This is a genomic window from Roseitalea sp., assembly GCF_984466335.1.
Genome location: NZ_CFIFWG010000043.1, coordinates 1 through 16,801, shown reverse-complemented (window position 1 = coordinate 16,801; position 16,801 = coordinate 1). Strand labels below are relative to the sequence as shown.

The 16,801-nt window shown below is 66.7% G+C and carries 14 protein-coding genes; 11 read left to right on the top strand and 3 right to left on the bottom strand.

Going from position 1 to position 16,801, the window contains the following annotated elements; translation table 11 throughout:
• The 11 genes from AC5E6L_RS05970 to AC5E6L_RS05920 all read left to right on the top strand — a co-directional run.
• A partial coding sequence (locus AC5E6L_RS05970) for a dipeptide ABC transporter ATP-binding protein (protein WP_491771945.1) occupies window positions 1-1,508 on the top strand: 1,508 nt, incomplete at its 5' end.
• Window positions 1,505-2,680 (top strand): M20 aminoacylase family protein, encoded by a 1,176-nt coding sequence (locus AC5E6L_RS05965; RefSeq protein WP_491230178.1) that lies wholly within the window; start codon window positions 1,505-1,507, stop codon window positions 2,678-2,680. The genes AC5E6L_RS05970 and AC5E6L_RS05965, both read left to right, overlap by 4 nt.
• A gap of 28 nt (window positions 2,681-2,708) precedes the next feature.
• Entirely contained in the window at window positions 2,709-3,848 is a 1,140-nt protein-coding gene (locus AC5E6L_RS05960) for a M20/M25/M40 family metallo-hydrolase (protein WP_491771943.1), read from the top strand.
• A complete protein-coding gene (locus tag AC5E6L_RS05955; RefSeq protein ID WP_491771941.1) occupies window positions 3,830-5,428 on the top strand; it encodes a gamma-glutamyltransferase in 1,599 nt (532 codons plus the stop codon). Before AC5E6L_RS05960 ends, AC5E6L_RS05955 begins: the two co-directional genes overlap by 19 nt.
• 188 nt (window positions 5,429-5,616) lie before the next feature.
• A complete protein-coding gene (locus AC5E6L_RS05950; protein ID WP_491771939.1) occupies window positions 5,617-6,612 on the top strand; it encodes an ABC transporter substrate-binding protein in 996 nt (331 codons plus the stop codon).
• A 132-nt stretch (window positions 6,613-6,744) separates the two neighbouring features.
• Complete coding sequence (locus AC5E6L_RS05945; protein ID WP_491771937.1) at window positions 6,745-8,274, top strand: sugar ABC transporter ATP-binding protein; 1,530 nt, start codon at window positions 6,745-6,747, stop codon at window positions 8,272-8,274.
• Complete coding sequence (locus tag AC5E6L_RS05940) at window positions 8,267-9,205, top strand: ABC transporter permease (protein ID WP_491771935.1); 939 nt, start codon at window positions 8,267-8,269, stop codon at window positions 9,203-9,205. The genes AC5E6L_RS05945 and AC5E6L_RS05940 overlap by 8 nt, the downstream gene beginning before the upstream one ends.
• 1 nt (window position 9,206) lies before the next feature.
• Window positions 9,207-10,160, top strand: a complete 954-nt coding sequence (locus AC5E6L_RS05935) for an ABC transporter permease (RefSeq protein ID WP_491771933.1) — start codon at window positions 9,207-9,209, stop codon at window positions 10,158-10,160.
• 3 nt (window positions 10,161-10,163) lie between these two features.
• Window positions 10,164-11,138 (top strand): phosphotriesterase family protein, encoded by a 975-nt coding sequence (locus tag AC5E6L_RS05930; protein WP_491230868.1) that lies wholly within the window; start codon window positions 10,164-10,166, stop codon window positions 11,136-11,138.
• A gap of 38 nt (window positions 11,139-11,176) precedes the next feature.
• The gene (locus tag AC5E6L_RS05925; RefSeq protein ID WP_491771931.1) at window positions 11,177-11,902 is read left to right on the top strand and encodes a creatininase family protein; all 726 of its coding nucleotides are present in this window, start codon (window positions 11,177-11,179) and stop codon (window positions 11,900-11,902) included.
• 39 nt (window positions 11,903-11,941) lie between these two features.
• Complete coding sequence (locus tag AC5E6L_RS05920) at window positions 11,942-12,760, top strand: GntR family transcriptional regulator (RefSeq protein WP_491771929.1); 819 nt, start codon at window positions 11,942-11,944, stop codon at window positions 12,758-12,760.
• A 72-nt stretch (window positions 12,761-12,832) separates the two neighbouring features.
• Here the strand turns inward: AC5E6L_RS05920 and AC5E6L_RS05915 are convergent, their stop codons facing one another.
• The 3 genes from AC5E6L_RS05915 to AC5E6L_RS05905 form a co-directional block, all read right to left on the bottom strand.
• Window positions 12,833-14,125, bottom strand: coding sequence for an alpha-glucosidase/alpha-galactosidase (locus AC5E6L_RS05915; protein WP_491771927.1), 1,293 nt, complete (start codon window positions 14,123-14,125; stop codon window positions 12,833-12,835).
• 22 nt (window positions 14,126-14,147) lie between these two features.
• Window positions 14,148-15,635 carry a sulfatase-like hydrolase/transferase gene (locus AC5E6L_RS05910; RefSeq protein WP_491771925.1) on the bottom strand — a complete coding sequence of 496 codons (1,488 nt, stop codon included), beginning with the start codon at window positions 15,633-15,635 and terminating at the stop codon, window positions 14,148-14,150.
• Between the two features lie 15 nt (window positions 15,636-15,650).
• The coding region (locus tag AC5E6L_RS05905; protein WP_491771923.1) for an ATP-binding cassette domain-containing protein at window positions 15,651-16,801 on the bottom strand (1,151 nt) is incomplete at its 5' end.

The window sequence follows — 16,801 nt, the reverse complement described above, 5'->3', positions numbered from 1 at the left end:
CCTCGTTGGCGACGATGGGCCTTCTGCCGAAAGGCGCGCTCAAGGTGCGCGGCGGCAGCATCGACCTTGACGGGTTCGAGATCACCACCGCCAGCCATGCCCAGATGCGCGATCTGCGGGCTCGCCGGATCGCCATGATCTTCCAGGAGCCGATGACCGCGCTCAATCCGGTGATGCGGGTCGGCGATCAGATCGAGGAAGTGCTGAACATGCACACCGATCTGTCCGCCCTCCAGGCGCGGGCCCGCACGCTGGACATGATGGAGCAGGTGCGCCTACCCGACATCAAGCGCGTCCATGCCGCCTTTCCCCATCAGCTTTCGGGCGGTCAGCGCCAGCGCATCATGATCGCCATGGCGCTGGTGCTCGACCCGGACCTTCTGATTGCCGACGAGCCGACAACGGCGCTCGATGTTACAACCCAGCAACAGATCCTCAAACTGATCGAGGAGATGCAGGAGCGTCATGGCACTGCCGTCCTGTTCATCACCCACGATATGGGCGTGGTCGCTGAAATCGCCGACACGGTCAGCGTCATGCGCCATGGCCGGATCGTCGAAAGCGCACCGATCGGTGAACTGCTCACGGCGCCGAAAGACGAATACACGCGAAAGCTTCTGACCGCGGTGCCGAATCTGGCACCGCGTCCTGCACGGTCCCCTCCGGGCGGCGAGGCGGTGCTCGATGTCGCCGGCCTTGACATGACCTATGGCGGCAGCGGCTGGTTCGCCCGTTCGCAAGGCGTCAGGGCCGCACGCAATGTCAGCTTCAAGATCGCGCCGGGCCGCACGCTTGGCATCGTCGGCGAAAGCGGCTCGGGCAAGTCGACCGTCGCGCGCTGCATCATGCGGCTGATCGACCCCACGAGCGGGGCGATCAACGTGACCGGACAGGACATTTCGCGCCTGTCGCCTCGCCGGCTCAGGCCGCACCGCAAGCATTTGCAGATCGTCTTCCAGGACCCCTATCGCTCGCTCAATCCGCGCTGGACCGTGGCGCGCTCGCTGTGCGAGGGGCCGATCAATTTCGGCACGGCGAAAGAGGCGGCGATGGCGCATGCGGCCGAACTGATGGAATTGGTCGGACTGCCGCGCGACGCGCTCGGCCGCTATCCGCACCAGTTCTCCGGCGGGCAGCGCCAGCGCATCGCCATTGCCCGGGCCGTGGCGATGAAGCCTGCTCTTCTGGTCGCCGACGAGGCTGTCTCGGCGCTCGATGTCAGCGTTCAGGCACAGGTTCTGGGCCTGCTCGACGATGTCCAGCAGCGGTTCGGCATCGCCATGCTGTTCATCACCCATGATCTGCGGGTGGCCGCGCAGATCTGCGACGATGTCGTGGTCATGCAAAGGGGGCTGGTGGTCGAGCACGGGACGGCGGGCGAGGTGCTCGCCGCGCCGCGGCACGACTATACCTGCACGCTGATCGAGGCCGCGCCGGGCCGCCACTGGGATTTCGCCAATTTCCGCGCGCGCTCCGGCGCGCCAAGCACGCAGGGAGCCATTGCATGACCGTCATTGCGCAGATCCAGAGTTTCGCCGAAGAGCTCACGGCCATAAGACGCGATTTCCATGCCCATCCGGAACTGGGCTTTGAGGAGACCCGCACCGCGGCGATCGTTGCCGAAAAGCTGCGCGCATGGGGCGTCGACCAGGTGCATGAGGGCATTGGCGGCACCGGTGTCGTGGCCCTGATCGGGGGGCAGGGCGGCGGCAACCGCCGCATCGGGCTGCGCGCTGACATGGATGCGCTTCCAATCGAGGAAGCGTCGGGCGTGCCCTACGCCTCGACCAGTCCGGGCCGGATGCATGCCTGCGGCCATGACGGCCATACGACCATGCTGCTGGGGGCGGCGCGCTATCTGGCTGCCACGCGCGATTTCGACGGTACCGTCGTGCTGATCTTCCAGCCGGCCGAAGAGGGCCTTGGCGGCGCGCGCCGGATGATCGCCGAGGGACTGTTCGAAAGGTTTCCTTGCGACGAAATCTACGGCATGCACAACGACCCCAATGCCAGGCCGGGCGTGGTGACGGTGACCCCCGGCGTGGCCATGGCCGGCGCCAGCTTTTTCGACATCACCATCAGGGGCACCGGAAGCCATGCGGCGATGCCGCACCAGTCCAGGGACCCGATCGCCATCGGCACCGCGCTGGTGCAGCAACTGCAACTGATCGTCAGCCGCAACACGCCGCCGACCAAGCCGATCGTCCTGTCGGTGACGACCTTCAATGCGGGCTCGGCCTACAATGTGGTGCCCGAGAGCGCCGCGATCACCGGTACGATCCGCTATTTCCACGACGATGTGATCGAGATCGCCGAAGCGCGGATCCGCGAGTTGTGCTGCGGCCTGGCTTTAGCCCACGGGATCGAGATCGATGTTGATTTGCGCAATGTGTTCGATGTTCTGATGAACGATCGCGAACTGTCCGAGGCCTATATCGCGGCGGCCGCCGACGTGGTGGGGGCTGACGGCGCGCGCATAACCAGCGACCCTTTGACCGGCTCGGAGGATTTCGCCGACATGCTCAAATGCGTGCCGGGCGCCTATTGCCGGGTCGGCCATGCGGGCAGCGTGCCGTTGCACAATCCCGCTTTCGTGCTCGACGATGCGATCCTGCCCGTGGGCGCATCGATCTACGCCCGGATCGTGGAGACCCGCCTGCCGGTGGATGCCGGCCGCTGAGGCGGCGGCAGGAAACAGGAGGTTGACGATGAGAAACCCGCTCGATCTGCCGTTCGACACCGACGAGATGCTCGAAGGGCTCAAGCTCTGGGTCGAGACCGAGAGCCCCACATTCGATGCTTCCGCCGTCAACCGGATGATGGATGTCGCCCAGCATGAACTGGCCGCGCTCGGCGCTGCGACCGAGCGCATTGCCGGCCGCATGGGACTTGGCGACAGCGTGCGCGCGGCCATGCCGCACCCGAAAATGGGCGAGGGCGGCATTCTGGTTCTGGGTCACCTCGACACCGTGCACCCGATCGGCACGCTGGAAAAGCTGCCCTTCCGGCGCGACGGCGACATCTGCCGCGGGCCGGGCCTTTGGGACATGAAGGGCGGCAATTATGTCTATCTGGATGCGCTGCGCAAACTGCTGGCGGCGGGCATCGAGACGCCGCTGCCGGTCACGGTCCTGTTTACGCCCGACGAGGAAATCGGCACACCGTCCACCCGCGAGTTGATCGAGGCCGAAGCAAGGCGGCACAAATATGTTCTGGTGCCGGAACCGTCGGGACCCAACGGCGAAACGGTGATCGGCCGTTACGCCATCGCCCGCTTCGATTTGAAGACCGAGGGCCGCCCCAGCCATGCCGGCGCGGCATTGGCCCAGGGCCGGTCGGCGATCGCCCGGATGGCAAGGGCCGTGGGCGAGATCGAAGCGATGACGACGCCCGACTGCACCTTCTCGGTCGGGGTGTTTCATGGCGGGCAATGGGTCAATTGCGTTTCCTCCCACTGCCGGGCCGAAGTGCTGTCCATGGCCAAGACGCAAGCGCTCCTCGATGAGGGTGTCGAAAGGATGCTGGCCCTCAACGATGCCGATGGCGATGTGTTGATGCAGGTCCGACGCGGCGTAACGCGTCCTGTCTGGGAACCCGATCAGCCCGGTACAATGGCGATGCTGGCGTTGGCGCGGGAGATCGGCGCCGAGATCGGCATCGAGATCACCGGCCAATCCCAGGGCGGCGGATCGGATGGCAATTTCACCGGCGCGCTCGGCATTCCCACGCTCGACGGCATCGGTGTGGGCGGCGCCGACGCGCATACGCTCAACGAGCATATCCGAGTCGATACGCTGGTCCAGCGCGGCCGCTTCGCGGCATCCCTCATGTGCCGTCTGCAAGCGTGATGCCGGGCGCGCTTTCGGCGACGATGGAGATCCGCAAGCACGTGGTTCAGACGCCGCGCGGGATCGTCGCCGCCCAGCACCGGCAGGCGGCCGAGGCCGGCGCGGAAGCGCTGCGGGCGGGAGGCGACGCGGTCGATGCGGCGATTGCCTGCGGCTTTGTCTGTGCGGTGGTGGAGCCTTGGATGTCCGGGCCCGCGGGCGGCGGCGCGGCCGTCCATTGGCGGTCCGCGGACGGGGCCGCTCATGCTCTGAACTTCGGCATGCGATCGCCCGCCGGGTTGCGCATCGAGGATTTTCCGCTGTCGGGGCAGGGCGTTGCCGGCGACCTGTTCCCCTGGGAACAGGTGGTTGAAGACCGCAATGTGATCGGCGCCAGGGCGGTGGCGGTGCCGGCCACGGTCGATGGGCTGGAAGCGGCGCATCGGCGATGGGGCCGGATGCCGTGGGCGGACCTGGTGCGGCCGGCGATCGATCATGCGCGCCAGGGCATGGCCGTCGACTGGTACGCCTCGCTGATCATCGCCAGCGCCACCCGCGATCTTGCCCGCGATCCCGATGCGGCCGCCCTGTTCCTGTCGGACGGCCAATGGCCGCGGCCATTTTCCTGGACGGCGCTTGCCGACGACAGGCTCGATCAGTCGGCCATGGCCGACAGCCTCGATGTTCTGGCCCGCGAGGGCGCAAGCGCGCTTCACGGCGGCGATGTGGGCGCGGCGATGGCGCGCGATGTGCGCGACAAGGGCGGCTATCTGACCATCGGCGACCTTGAGGCCAATCGCGCCACGTTCCACGCGCCCCTTGCGGTGCGCTATCGCGACGCGCTGTTTCATGTGATGCCGGGGCTGACCGCGGGGCCGACCTTTGCCGATGCAATGCAGGCGCTGGAAGCTGAGCCGCAAACAACGCCCGACGCCGCCTTTGCCTTTTATGCGCGCGCCCTGCTCGGCGCCTATCGCAAGCGGCTGTCGGACATGGGGCAGGACGGCCAGGTGCCCGCAGCGCCGGGGTCCACCACCCATTTCTGCGTGGTCGATCGCGATGGCAACATGGTCGCGCACACCCAGACGCTGTTGTCGCTGTTTGGCGCGCGGATCGTCTCACCGTCCACCGGTTTCCTCATGAACAATGGGATCATGTGGTTCGACCCGGTGCAGGGGCGGCCGAACTCGCTTGGACCGGACAAGACGTGCCTGATGAACGTGTGCCCGCTGATCGGGCAGGCGGGCGGGCGGCGTTTCGCACTTGGCGCATCGGGCGGCCGCAAGATCGTCTCGGCGGTCATGCAACTGGCCGCTTCGCTGACCGATTTCGGGATGGATCTGGGCGCCGCCTTTGCCCGGCCGCGCATTGATGTGTCAGGCGCTGATTGCATCATAGCCGATGCCGCGCTGTCCGCGGAGGTGGTCGCCGAACTCAAAGCGCTGGCGCCGGTAACGTCGGTCCGCCGTTCGCTGATGCCTTATCCGTTCGCCTGTCCGGCCGGCGTTCTGGACGACGGCGAGATACGGTACGGCGCCACCGAAACCATGACCGCCTGGGGCGATGCCGTCGCCGAACCCGCCGCCGACAAGAACGCATAGAACGGCTTGGTCGCTCGCCTTCGTCTCGTGAATGCTGGCCGGAAAACGGGATGCCGGCACGCCGGCGGCCGGCCGGACGGCCCGCCCAGCCCATCTCCGTCGGGCAAGGTCCGGCTTGAGCGTGCTCACTTGACTGCTTGACTATACAAGATACCATGTCTTGGTCGGATCATCGGAAGGGAGGAGCCATGATGCCCATCAAGACATTTGCCGCCGGCCTGCTCGCGCTGGCGCTTGCCGCGCATGCGGCCGCCGCGGAGACCTTTGACGTCGGCTATGACATCTATTTTGCCGGCAATTCCTGGTCGGTTCAGCTCTATCGAGAGTTCGAGGCGGAAGTTGAGCGGAACGGTGACAAGGTCAATGCCGTGTTCGTCGAGTCCGAGCTGAACGTCGACAAGCAGATTTCCAACATCGAGGATCTCATTACCCAGGGCGTCGATGCGATCATCACCACACCGATTTCGCCGACCGCGCTGGTGCCGGCACTGAAGAAGGCTCGCGCCGAAGGGATCAAGGTGGTGCTGCTGGCATCCAAGATCCGCAGCGACGACTATGATGCGCTCGTCACGGTTGACGATGTCGATTTCGGCAAGGCTGGCGCACAATGGCTGGCCGACGAGTTGGGCGGCAAGGGCCGGATCGTCGCGCTGAACGGCATTTCGGGCATATCGGCCAGCGACGACCGCTGGGCCGGCGCGCGGGAGGTCTTCGACCGGTATCCGGACATCGAGGTGATCGGCGCGGTCGACGCTTCATGGGACTACGCGCAGGCCAAGGTCGCCATGTCGAACCTTCTGGCGGCCAATCCGCAGATCGGCGGCGTCTGGTCGCAGGGCGGCGCGATGACGCTGGGCGCCATCGACGCCTTCGAGGCGGCGCAGCGTCCGCTCGTGCCGATGGCCGGAGAGGACAATAACGGCTATCTGAAGCGTTGGGCCGCATTGAAGGACGAAGGGTTCGCTTCCGTCGCTCCGTCCAAGCCGACCTGGCTCGGGTCGGAGGCTTTGCGGGTGACGCTCCGTCTGCTTGAGGGCGAGGATGTCGAAAAGGACACCGTCTTTCCCGTTCCGATGATCACGGCGGACAGGCTTGAAGCGTTCGTGCGCGACGACTTGTCCGATTCGTTCTGGGCCAATACCCGCCTGAGCGATGAGCAGGTGCGCGCGACCTTCAAGGACTGAAGCTGCGGTGTCGCCGGAACGATCGGGCGCATATCCGCCGCCCGAGCCGCCGTTCAAATCGTGCGGCCATGAAGGCCCGCACCCGGCCGTCCGAATGTCCGGACCGATCCTCGCTGCACCAGGACCTTGTCGATGACCGATGCCCGCGCACCCGTTCTGAGCCTTGAGGGAATCGACAAGGCGTTTGGTTTCAACGTCGTGCTCCGTGGCGTCGGCTTCGACCTTTTCGCCGGCGAGGTTCTCGCGCTCGTCGGCGAGAACGGTGCGGGAAAGTCCACGCTGATGAACATCGTTTCGGGCAGCGTGCGGCGCGATTCGGGCCGCATGGTGCTGTCCGGCGCCCCCTTCGACCCGCGCGGCCCGACGGATGCGATGGCAAAGGGCGTCGCCATCGCTCACCAGGAAACGACCATCGTGCCGGATCTGACGGTTGCCGAAAACGTGTTCTTCGGTCGGGAGCCGCGCAACCGCTTGGGCCTGATCCGCCAGGGTCTGATGCACCGCCGGTGCGGCACGCTGATGGCCGATCTCGGCTTCGATATCGCACCCCGCCGGGCAGGCGGCCGACTGTCGGCGGCCGAGCGGCACATGGTCGAGATCGCCCGGGCGGTTCTGCACGAGCCGAGCGTGCTGGTTCTGGACGAGCCGACCGCTTCGCTGTCGGCGCGGGCGGCCGATGCGCTTGTCGACCTCATGGGCCGGCTCAAGGCGCGCGGCACCGCGATCATCTTCATCTCGCATCGGCTCGGCGAGGTGCTTGAGGCGGCCGACCGCGCCGTCGTGCTCAAGGACGACGCGGTCACGCTCGATGCGCGGCGCGACAGTTTCGATCGAGACCGGCTGGTCCGGGCCATGGTCGGCCGCACCCTGACCAACGTCTTTGCCGAGCGGCCGGGCGTACCTGGCGGCGCGTCGCCGGTCCTGTCCCTTGATCGCGCCTCCACCAGGTCGCTCCCGCCGATTTCGCTGACGGTCCGGCGGGGCGAAATCCTGGGAATTGCGGGCCTTGAAGGGCAGGGTCAGACGCCGCTCGCCGAGGCCCTGAGCGGACTTCGCCCCTTCATGTCCGGCAAGGTCGAACTGGAAGGTCGCCCGGCCTCGATCCGGTCGGTGGCCGATGCGGTCGCGGCCGGGATCGCCTCCATTCCCGACGACCGAAAAACGGCAGGCCTCGCCCTCGACCTGCCGATCTACATGAACATGAGCCTGTTTGCGATCGGCGAGCGGTCGCGCTTCGGCTTCCTGCCCATCGCCGCCGAACGTGCTTTCGCGCAATCGGCCCGCGCGCGTTTTTCGATCCGCTCGACCGACCTTGGACAACCGGCGCGCCAATTGTCCGGCGGCAATCAGCAGAAGGTGGTGTTCGCGCGCTGGCTGGCCCGGCTGCCCAAGCTCCTTGTGCTGTTCGAGCCGACAAAGGGCGTCGACGTCCGGTCCAAGACGGAGATCTACGGGCTGCTGGGCGATCTGACCGCGCAGGGCGTCGCCGTGATCCTGATCAGTTCGGATTTGCTTGAGCTGATCGGGCTTTCCGATCGTATCCTGACGCTCTACGAGGGCGAGGTGACCGCCCAGATCGCGCGGCCGGATTTCTCCGAAGAGACCATCATGCGCCACGCGGCCGGCATGCGGGCCGACGCGCGGGAGGCCGCCCATGCTTGAGGGCTCGCTGCGTGCGAACCTGCTGCTGTCGCTGCCGGCGCTCGCGCTTGTCCTTGTGCTGGCGGGTATCGCCGCATCGGTCTCGCCGGCCTTTCTGACCGAGAACAATCTGGCCAACCTCACCGTTCGGATGCTGCCCTTGGCCCTGGTGGCGCTCGGCCAGGCGCTGGTCCTGTTCGCAGGACGCATCGACCTGTCGGTCGGTTCGATCATGAGCCTTGCGACGGCGGTCATGGCGCTGACCTCCGACGCCATCGGTTCGCTTGCGATTCCGCTGGCGCTGTCGGCCGGGCTGTTGTGCGGGCTGTTTACCGCGTCCGGCGTGATCGTGCTGCGCATCAACCCTTTGGTGATGGGCCTGGCAACGGCAGCGATCGTCAAGGGCGCCACGCTGTTGATCCTGCCCTCGCCGGGCGGTGCGGTCGACTATGCCTTCTATGCCGCTTTCCTCGGCGGCGGCAACGTGCTGGGTCCGCCGCTCCTGATCGTGCTTGGCGCCTATGCGCTTATGTTCGTCTTCATGGGGTGGACCCGGTTCGGCCGGTCGATATACGCCTTCGGTTCCGATCCGCGCTCGGCGCTCGCCAACGGCGCGGTGCCGGCGAAAATCGATCTGGCCGTCTATGGCGCAAGCGGTGTGTTCGCCGCGCTGGCCGGCGTGTTCCTGTCGATCCGCATCCTTTCGGGCGATCCGCTGATCGGCGAGCCCTACACGCTCGACGCGGTCTCGGCGGCAATCCTTGGCGGGGTCGCGCTCAAGGGCGGCCGGGGCAACCTGATCGGCGTGCTGTTCGCCGCAATCGCGCTGGTTCTGGTCAACAACGCCTTCAACCTCCTGCAGCTCGACACCAGCTACCAGGCCATTGCCAAGGGCCTGATCTTCATCACCGCGCTGGTCTTGTTCATGCGCGGCCGCGGCGTGGGAGACTGAGATGGGCGTGGCGACCGTGATGGCCCATGGCCGGCCTTCGGGCGCGACGCTGCGCGCCCTTGGCCTTCTTGTCGCCCTGCTGGCGGTCCTGTTCGCCGCGACCGGGCAGGTCTCCTTCAACCAACTGATGGACAACGCCCGCCAGGCGGCTCCACTCGGCATCATCGCCATCGGCCAGGCGCTGATCCTGCTGATGGGGCGCCTTGATCTTTCGGTCGGCGCGACGGCGGGCCTGGCCAACGTTGTCCTCGCAACCACCTTTGCCGGCGCGATGGAGAACATGGTCCCGGCCTTGGCCCTGACGCTGGCCTGCGGGCTGCTGGTCGGGATGGCCAACGGCATCATGGTGGTCTTGCTGCGCATTCCCTCCTTCCTGGCCACCCTGGCCACTTCGCTGATCCTTGCCGGGATCATACTCGTCTATACGGGCGGCAGCCCGCGCGGCTCGATCCCGGCGGGCTTTCGCGTCATCACCGAGGGCTGGCTGCTCGGCCTCGTTCCGTGGTCTGTGGTGATCTGGACCGCGATCGGCATCGCTCTGATGGTCTTCGTCCATTATACGCTGCCCGGCCGGAAGATGCTGCTGTCGGGCGCCAATATCCGCGCAGCGAAGATGAACGCGATCGCGGCCGAGCGCATGGTGATCGTGTCCTTCGTGCTGTGCGGCTTGCTGGCGAGCATCGGCGGGATTCTCCTGTCGGCCATCACCGGCATGGCCTCGATCGGCATTGCCGATGCCTACACGGTCGATTCGATCGCGGCGGCCGTGATCGGCGGTGCGGCGTTCGCCGGCGGGGTCTTCGCACCGGCGGGCGCCGCCGCCGGCGCGCTGATCCTGTTTTTCCTGCAAAGCCTGCTGTTCGTGCTGTCGCTGCCACCGGGCGCCCGCTTCATCACGCAGGGCGCGATCATCGTCATCGCCCTTGCGCTCGCCAACCACACAAGGAAGACGTAAGCCATGAGTTTCATTCGGACCATTGGCGGGGACATCGCGCCAGACGCACTCGGCCGGACCTATGCCCACGATCACCTTTATTGCGTGCCGCCGCTTTGGAAGGAGCAGGGCCTTGCCGATTTCATGATCGACGATGTGGAAGCGTCCATCGAGGACGTCCGGCTCTTCACCGCGGCCGGCGGCGAGGCCATCTACGATGCCACCGCGATCGACTATGGACGCGACGTTGCCGCGCTCAAGCGGATCGCCGACCGCACGGGCATCCGAATCATCGCCACCGCCGGGTTCAACAAGAAAATCATGTGGCCCGGCCCGATGGCGGGCACCGGCGGCACCTTCCAGGACTGGATCGACGGCCGCAGCCGGGCCGAGATCCGCGACCATGTGGTGCGCGAACTGACCGAAGGAATGGACGGCACGGACCTCAGGGGCGGCGTCGCCAAATTCGGCACCGGCTACAACACCATCTCGGAATCCGAGGACAAGATGGTGCGCGCTGTCCTGGACGCGCACAAGCAAACCGGCTGTCCGCTCCATGCCCACACCGAACTGGGCACCTTGATCCTGGAGCAGATCGCAATCCTGCGGCAGGAGGGCGTGGACCCCTCGCGCCTGACGATCGCCCATGTCGACCGCAATCCGGACCACTGGGTTCATCGCAAGGCCGCCGAGGCTGGCGTTTTCCTGTGCTTCGACGGGATCAGCCGCATCAAGTACCATCCCGAGAGCATCCTGATCGACTGCATCGTGAACCTGGTCAGGCACGGCCATGAGGACCAGATCGTCGTCGGCGGCGACATTGCCCGGCGTACGATGTATCGCAACTATGGCGAAGGCGGGCTGGGCCTGGGCTACATATTGGAAAGCTGGGTCCCGCGTTTCATCGAGCAGGCCGGCGAGGCCGGTCTCGACGGGCAGGCGCTGGTTGACAAGTTCTTCATCGAAAACCCCAAGCGCGCTTTCGTGTTCAAGCCATGAGCCGCCATCGCACGAAGAGCCCGACCGCGATTTCGGGCATGAACGATGCGCAAATGGCCGAAGCGCTGCGCAATCGGCCCGTTCTGATCCTGCCCTTGGGGGCCGTGGAGAGCCATGGCGATCACCTGCCGGCGGGCACCGACAACATCCTCGCGGACCGGCTCGCCGAGGCGCTCGTGCGCCGGGTTGCGGACACCACGCCGGTTTTGCTCATGCCCGTCCTTCCATTCGGACAGGTCTGGTCGCTCGCCGACGCGCCCGGAACGTTCGGCATCTCGCATGCCACCGTTGTGCGGACCCTGGTCGAGCTCGCCCGCGCGGCCAGGGCAAAGGGCATGAATGTGATGGCGATCGTCAATGCGCACATGGGCAACGCCATCGCCGTCCGCGACGCGCAGCGGCTGGCGAAGGACGAGGGTTTCACCATCGCCCATCTTTTCTATCCGGGCGCCGACGAGGTGGTCGAGCAGGTGCGCGAGCGCCCGCGTGCGCACCCGGCCTACATGCATGCCTGCGAAATCGAGACTTCCTACGCATTGCATCTGGCGCCCGAGATCGTCGATATGGACAAGGCCGTCGAGAACTATCCCGATTTTCCGGGCGATTTCGGCTCGGTCGCCTATCGCTGGACCGAGTTCACGGACAGCCCGGTGCTCGGCGATGCGCGCGCGGCGACGGCGGAAAAGGGCGGGAAAATCATCGAGGCCGTTCTGGCCAATATGGAAAAGCAGGTCGCCGATCTTTATGCTCGACAGTTCAAATGAAACAGCAGGACCGCTCCCCGCGGGCAAGGCAAAGGACAGGTGACCCTCGCAGCGCTTCGCACAAACGATCATCGTCCGGTCTACATCCGGATCGCCGAAACGCTGCGGGCGCGCATCGTGTCCGGCTACTACAAGGACAAGGTCGACGGTGAGTTGCCGCTCGCCGGGGAATGGGGCGTCAGCCGGCGGACCATACAGCAGGCCCTGGACGTTCTTGTCCGCGAGGGGCTGCTGGTGCGCCGCCACGGCATGGGCACCTTCATCAACACCACCGGCGTGGCCAAGCGATACCGCGCCATCACTTCGATCACCGAAGGCATCGCCGGCCAGGGCCTGACGCCGGAGTTCAAGGTGCTTTCGAGCGGCCAGGCGATAGCGGACGCCGACGAATGCGCCTTCTTCGCCATCGGCGCCGGCGGCCATGTCTACCGTCACAGGCGGCTGATATCGGCCGACGGACGGCCGCTGGCCGTGGTCCAGACCAGTCTGAACCTTTCCATCCTGCCAGGCCTGGAACTGGCTCATCTGGACCGCTCGCTTTACTCGGTGCTGCGCAACCAGTTCAACCGCACGGTCGTCACCGCCGAGGACAGCTATCTGCCGGCGGTCGTCGATGGCGATCGGGCCGCGCTTCTCGGCATCGCTTCCGGGATGCCGGTCTTCAACGCGGTGCGCCGCGCGCGCGATCAGTCGGGCGCGGCGATCGAACTGTCGGTCATCACCATGGTGCCGGTGCCGTTGGAGATCTCTATCCGCAATATCGGCTTCGTCGACCCGCTCGCGGGCGCCGGCGCGCCCGAAACCAGCCAATGGTCCTATACGGTGGGGTTCGGCAGCTTTGCCGGCGAGACCGATTAGCAATCCATGGCGAAGACGGTCCGGATCTTTTGGCCGCCCTCACCCGGCAGTGCGCCGAGCCAGGCCGGACACTCACTGTCCGACCAGTTCTCCATGCGCGGCGCGCAGTTCGGCCTCCAGCGCCCAGATCTGATCCAGTGACAGTTCGGCCCCGGTGTGCGGGTCGAGCGCCATGGCGCGGCGCACCTGCTCGCGGTCGCCGGTCACCATCGCGTCCACCGCGCAGGCCTGGGCGGCGATGTTGGTCAGCATCAGCGAGGCCAGTTGAACCGGCAGCGCGCCGACCTTGACCGGCGTCAATCCGCTCCGGTCGACCAGACACGGCACCTCGACGCAGCAGCCCTCGGGCAAATTGTCGATCAGGCCGCGATTGATCACGTTGCCATGGATCACGGCCGGCGGCCCGCCGATATGGGCGCGCACGATGTCGGCGGCATATTCGACGCTGCGTTCGAGCGCTGTGGCATCGTCGGCCAGAAGGGTCTTCTCCAGCGTGCCCCAGCGCTCGATCTGCGCCTCGCAGCGGCGCGGATATTCGTTGAGCGGGATGTTGAACCGCTCGATCAGATCCGGCCGGTCGCGCTTGATGTACCAGGGCACATATTCGGCGAAATGCTCCGAGCTTTCGGTGACGAAGCGGCCGAAGCGCTTGAGGATGTCGTAGCGCACCCGCTCGTCGGCCGGCGGCTCGACCTGCCGCAGGCGCGGATAGAGGTCCTGGCGGCCGCCGGCGATCAGCTTTTCGAAGCGGGTGAAGAACGCCATGTGGTTGATGCCCGCGCAGTCATAGCTGATGTCGGCCATGTCCTCGCCCAGATGATCGGCCAGCATCTGCGCGGTCTTCTGGACCGAATGGCACAGGCCGACGACGCGGATATCGGGCGCGAGCCGGTCGAGCGCCCAGCAGATCATCGCCATCGGGTTGGCATATTGCAGCATCAGCGCGTTGGGGCACAGGCGGCGCATGTCGTCGGCGATGTCGACGAGCACCGGCACGGTGCGCAGCGCCCGCATGATGCCGCCGGCGCCCATCGTATCGCCGATGGTCTGGCGCAGGCCGAGCCGCTCGGGCACCTCGAAATCGGTGACCGTCGCCGGGCGATAACCGCCCACCTGGATCATGACGATGACGAAGTCGGCGCCGTCGAGCGCCGGCGCCCGATCCGTCGACATCGTCACACGGGCATCGGCGCCGGTACGGGCCACCAGGTTTTCGGCGACACGGCCGGAGGTGGCCAGCCGGTCGGGGTCGATGTCCATCAGGGCGATGTCCATCGCGCCGATTTCCGGCGTCAGGAACAGGTCGGTCAGAAGGTGTTTGACAAAGACGGTGCTGCCCGCACCGATCATGGCGATCTTGGTCATCGGATACTCCTGGCGGATCATTCTAGCGATAGGGGGAGAAGGTGCGGTCATCGTGGCGCAGGCGCTTGCTGAACTGACGGTTCAGATAGTCGCGCTCGATCGGCATGTTGGCCGGGTCGGCGGCAAGGTTGACCCGTTCTTCGGGATCGTTCGCCATGTCGAACAGGAGCGGCGGAAGGCCCGGAAAATGCACATGCTTGAAGGCGGCGTCGCGATAGACCGTCATCTGCGTGTCCTGGGGCGGCACCCGGCGGCCGCCGAAGGCGACCGGGGCGCGGTAGTGGAACTCCCAGCTTACGTGATCGCGCCACCCGAGCGGTGTCTGCCCGTTCAGGAACGGCGTCAGCGAAGCGCCATCGAGATGATCGGGGATGTCCGCGCCGAGCCAGGCCAGAAGGGTCGGGATGGTATCGATCGCCTCCGAGAAGGCCGAACACAGGGTCCCGCGCGTTTCGTCTGCGGCCGGCCGCGGATCGCGCACGATCAGCGGCACATGGGCGCATTGCTCGGTCCATGCCGCCTGATTGCACAGATAGTGGTCGAACATTGCCTCGCCATGGTCCGACGAGAACAGGATCAGCGTATTGTCCCAGTCGCCCGACGCCTTGAGCCGGTCGAACAGGCGGCCGAGATTGGCGTCGATCTCGGCCATCAGCGCCAGATGGACCGCGCGCAGCGAGCGCCAGTCGGCCTCGGCCACGTCGGCGACGCGCCCGGCGAGATCGGGGTGACATTTGATCCGTGCGTCGCCCTCGGCGATCTGCTGCGCCATCAGCGGATGGAGGGCCGCTTCCTCTTCGGGCGCGACGGCGCGGATCGGCGCGGCAAGGCTGTCCGGGTCGACGAGCGCGTTGTAGGGCTCGGGCGCGATCGTCGGATTGTGCGGCCGCAGATAACACAATAGCGCGCACCAGCCGGGAGCCTGGCGCTCGATCCAGCTCATCAGCCGGTTGGTCAGAAAGGCCGTGTCGCTGTCCTCTGCGGCATAGCGGGCCGGCTGGCCGCCGGCCCCGCCGGTCGCGTTGGGCCGGGACCGGTCCGGCGCATAGGCGTCGCCGGTGCCCTCGACGGCAAGCCCTTTGGTGCGCAGGTGCGCAAGCCATTGGGAGGGGCTGTCATCGGGCTGGTGGCAGCCCTCCGAAAGCCCGGGCAGGATCTGGTAGCCTGCCGCGCGCGGATCGCCCGGCCCAAGCGTGCGCGGATCGAGCGTCGTGTCGGTGTAACCGAACAGGGTGGGATCATAGCCGGCTTCCCGCAGATAGTGGCCGAGCGTCCGGTGGCGGGCATCGAGCGGAACACCGTTGCCGACGACACGGTGCGTCTGCGCGTAGAGCCCGGTGAACAGGCTCGCCCGCGACGGCGCGCAGGGGATGGCTTGCGTATAGTGCCGGGCGAACCTCACGCCCTGCGCGGCCAGCGCGTCGAGATTGGGCGTATGGGAGGCCGGCGCGCCGAACTGATCGAGACGCCACTGGTCGGCATAGATGAGCAGGATGTTGGGTGTGTCCATCGCGTTCTGGTCTTTTCAGTTGAGTTCGAGTCGGGGCGCCGCCGCAAAAAGGCGCCGCGTGTAGGGCTGTTGGGGAGATCGCGAGACGGCGGCTGCGGGACCGGTTTCGACGATCCGGCCGCCATGCATGACCGCGACCGCATCGCACAGCGCCGTGGTCACGGCGAGATCGTGGGTGATCAGCACGACCGACAGGTTGAGCGAGGCGCGCAGCTCCCTGAGCAGCGCGATGATGCGCGCCTGGGTGGATACGTCGAGCGCCGACAGCGGCTCGTCGCAGAACAGAAGTTCCGGCTCGATCACCAGCGCGCGGGCAATGGCGATGCGTTGACGCTGGCCGCCGCTGAAGGCGTGCGGGAAGCGGTTCATCACGTCGCGGTCGAGACCGCAGCGTTCCAGCATGCCCGCGGCCCGTTCGCGCGCCTCGCCCCGCCCCGCCAGCCCGTGCTCGATCAGCGGTTCGACCAGCGTCTGCTCGACGGTTTGCCAGGGATTGAGCGAGGCATAGGGGCTCTGGAACACCATCTGGGCGCGCCGCCAATAGCCCTTCAGCCTTGCGCCCCTGAGTTCGCGCACCGCGTGATCGGCTCTGTCCCGCCCGCGATAGGAAATCGTGCCCCGTTGCGCGGGAACGAGGCCGAGCGCGGCGCGCGCCAGGGTGGTCTTGCCAGAGCCGCTCTCGCCGACGAGCCCCAGGATCGTGCCGCGTTCAACGGCGAGGCTGACATCGTCGAGCACTGGGGTCATCCCGGTGCGGCGTAGGCCCTTGCTCGCTGCAAAGCCGACCGAAAGACCCTTTATGTCGAGCACGGGATCGGTGGCCGCTGCCGGTGTGCCCGTGTCCTCGCGCGGCCTTGGCAGCGCGTCGATCAGCGCTCTTGTGTAGGCATGTCCGGGTGCGCGCAGCGTCTGGGCGGCCGGGCCTTCCTCGACGAGCCGGCCGCCCCTGAGCACGGCGAGCCGATCCGCCACCACATTGGCGACCGCCAGATCGTGGGTGACGAACAGCATGCCCGCGCCCACCTCGCGCTGGATGCCGGCGAGCAGATCCAGCACCTGCGCCTGCACCGTCACGTCGAGCGCCGTCGTCGGCTCGTCGGCGATGATCAGTTGCGGCGAGCAGGCCACCGCGCGGGCGATCATCGCCCGCTGGAGCATGCCGCCCG

Bases quoted from the DNA above. Each gene is read 5' to 3' on its own strand.
- AC5E6L_RS05935 (WP_491771933.1), top strand. From the start codon at position 9,207: ATGGGCGTGGCGACCGTGATGGCCCATGGCCGGCCTTCGGGCGCGACG.
- AC5E6L_RS05960 (WP_491771943.1), top strand. From the start codon at position 2,709: ATGAGAAACCCGCTCGATCTGCCGTTCGACACCGACGAGATGCTCGAA.
- AC5E6L_RS05910 (WP_491771925.1), bottom strand. From the start codon at position 15,635: ATGGACACACCCAACATCCTGCTCATCTATGCCGACCAGTGGCGTCTC.
- AC5E6L_RS05945 (WP_491771937.1), top strand. From the start codon at position 6,745: ATGACCGATGCCCGCGCACCCGTTCTGAGCCTTGAGGGAATCGACAAG.
- AC5E6L_RS05930 (WP_491230868.1), top strand. From the start codon at position 10,164: ATGAGTTTCATTCGGACCATTGGCGGGGACATCGCGCCAGACGCACTC.
- AC5E6L_RS05925 (WP_491771931.1), top strand. From the start codon at position 11,177: ATGAACGATGCGCAAATGGCCGAAGCGCTGCGCAATCGGCCCGTTCTG.
- AC5E6L_RS05940 (WP_491771935.1), top strand. From the start codon at position 8,267: ATGCTTGAGGGCTCGCTGCGTGCGAACCTGCTGCTGTCGCTGCCGGCG.
- AC5E6L_RS05950 (WP_491771939.1), top strand. From the start codon at position 5,617: ATGATGCCCATCAAGACATTTGCCGCCGGCCTGCTCGCGCTGGCGCTT.
- AC5E6L_RS05915 (WP_491771927.1), bottom strand. From the start codon at position 14,125: ATGACCAAGATCGCCATGATCGGTGCGGGCAGCACCGTCTTTGTCAAA.
- AC5E6L_RS05965 (WP_491230178.1), top strand. From the start codon at position 1,505: ATGACCGTCATTGCGCAGATCCAGAGTTTCGCCGAAGAGCTCACGGCC.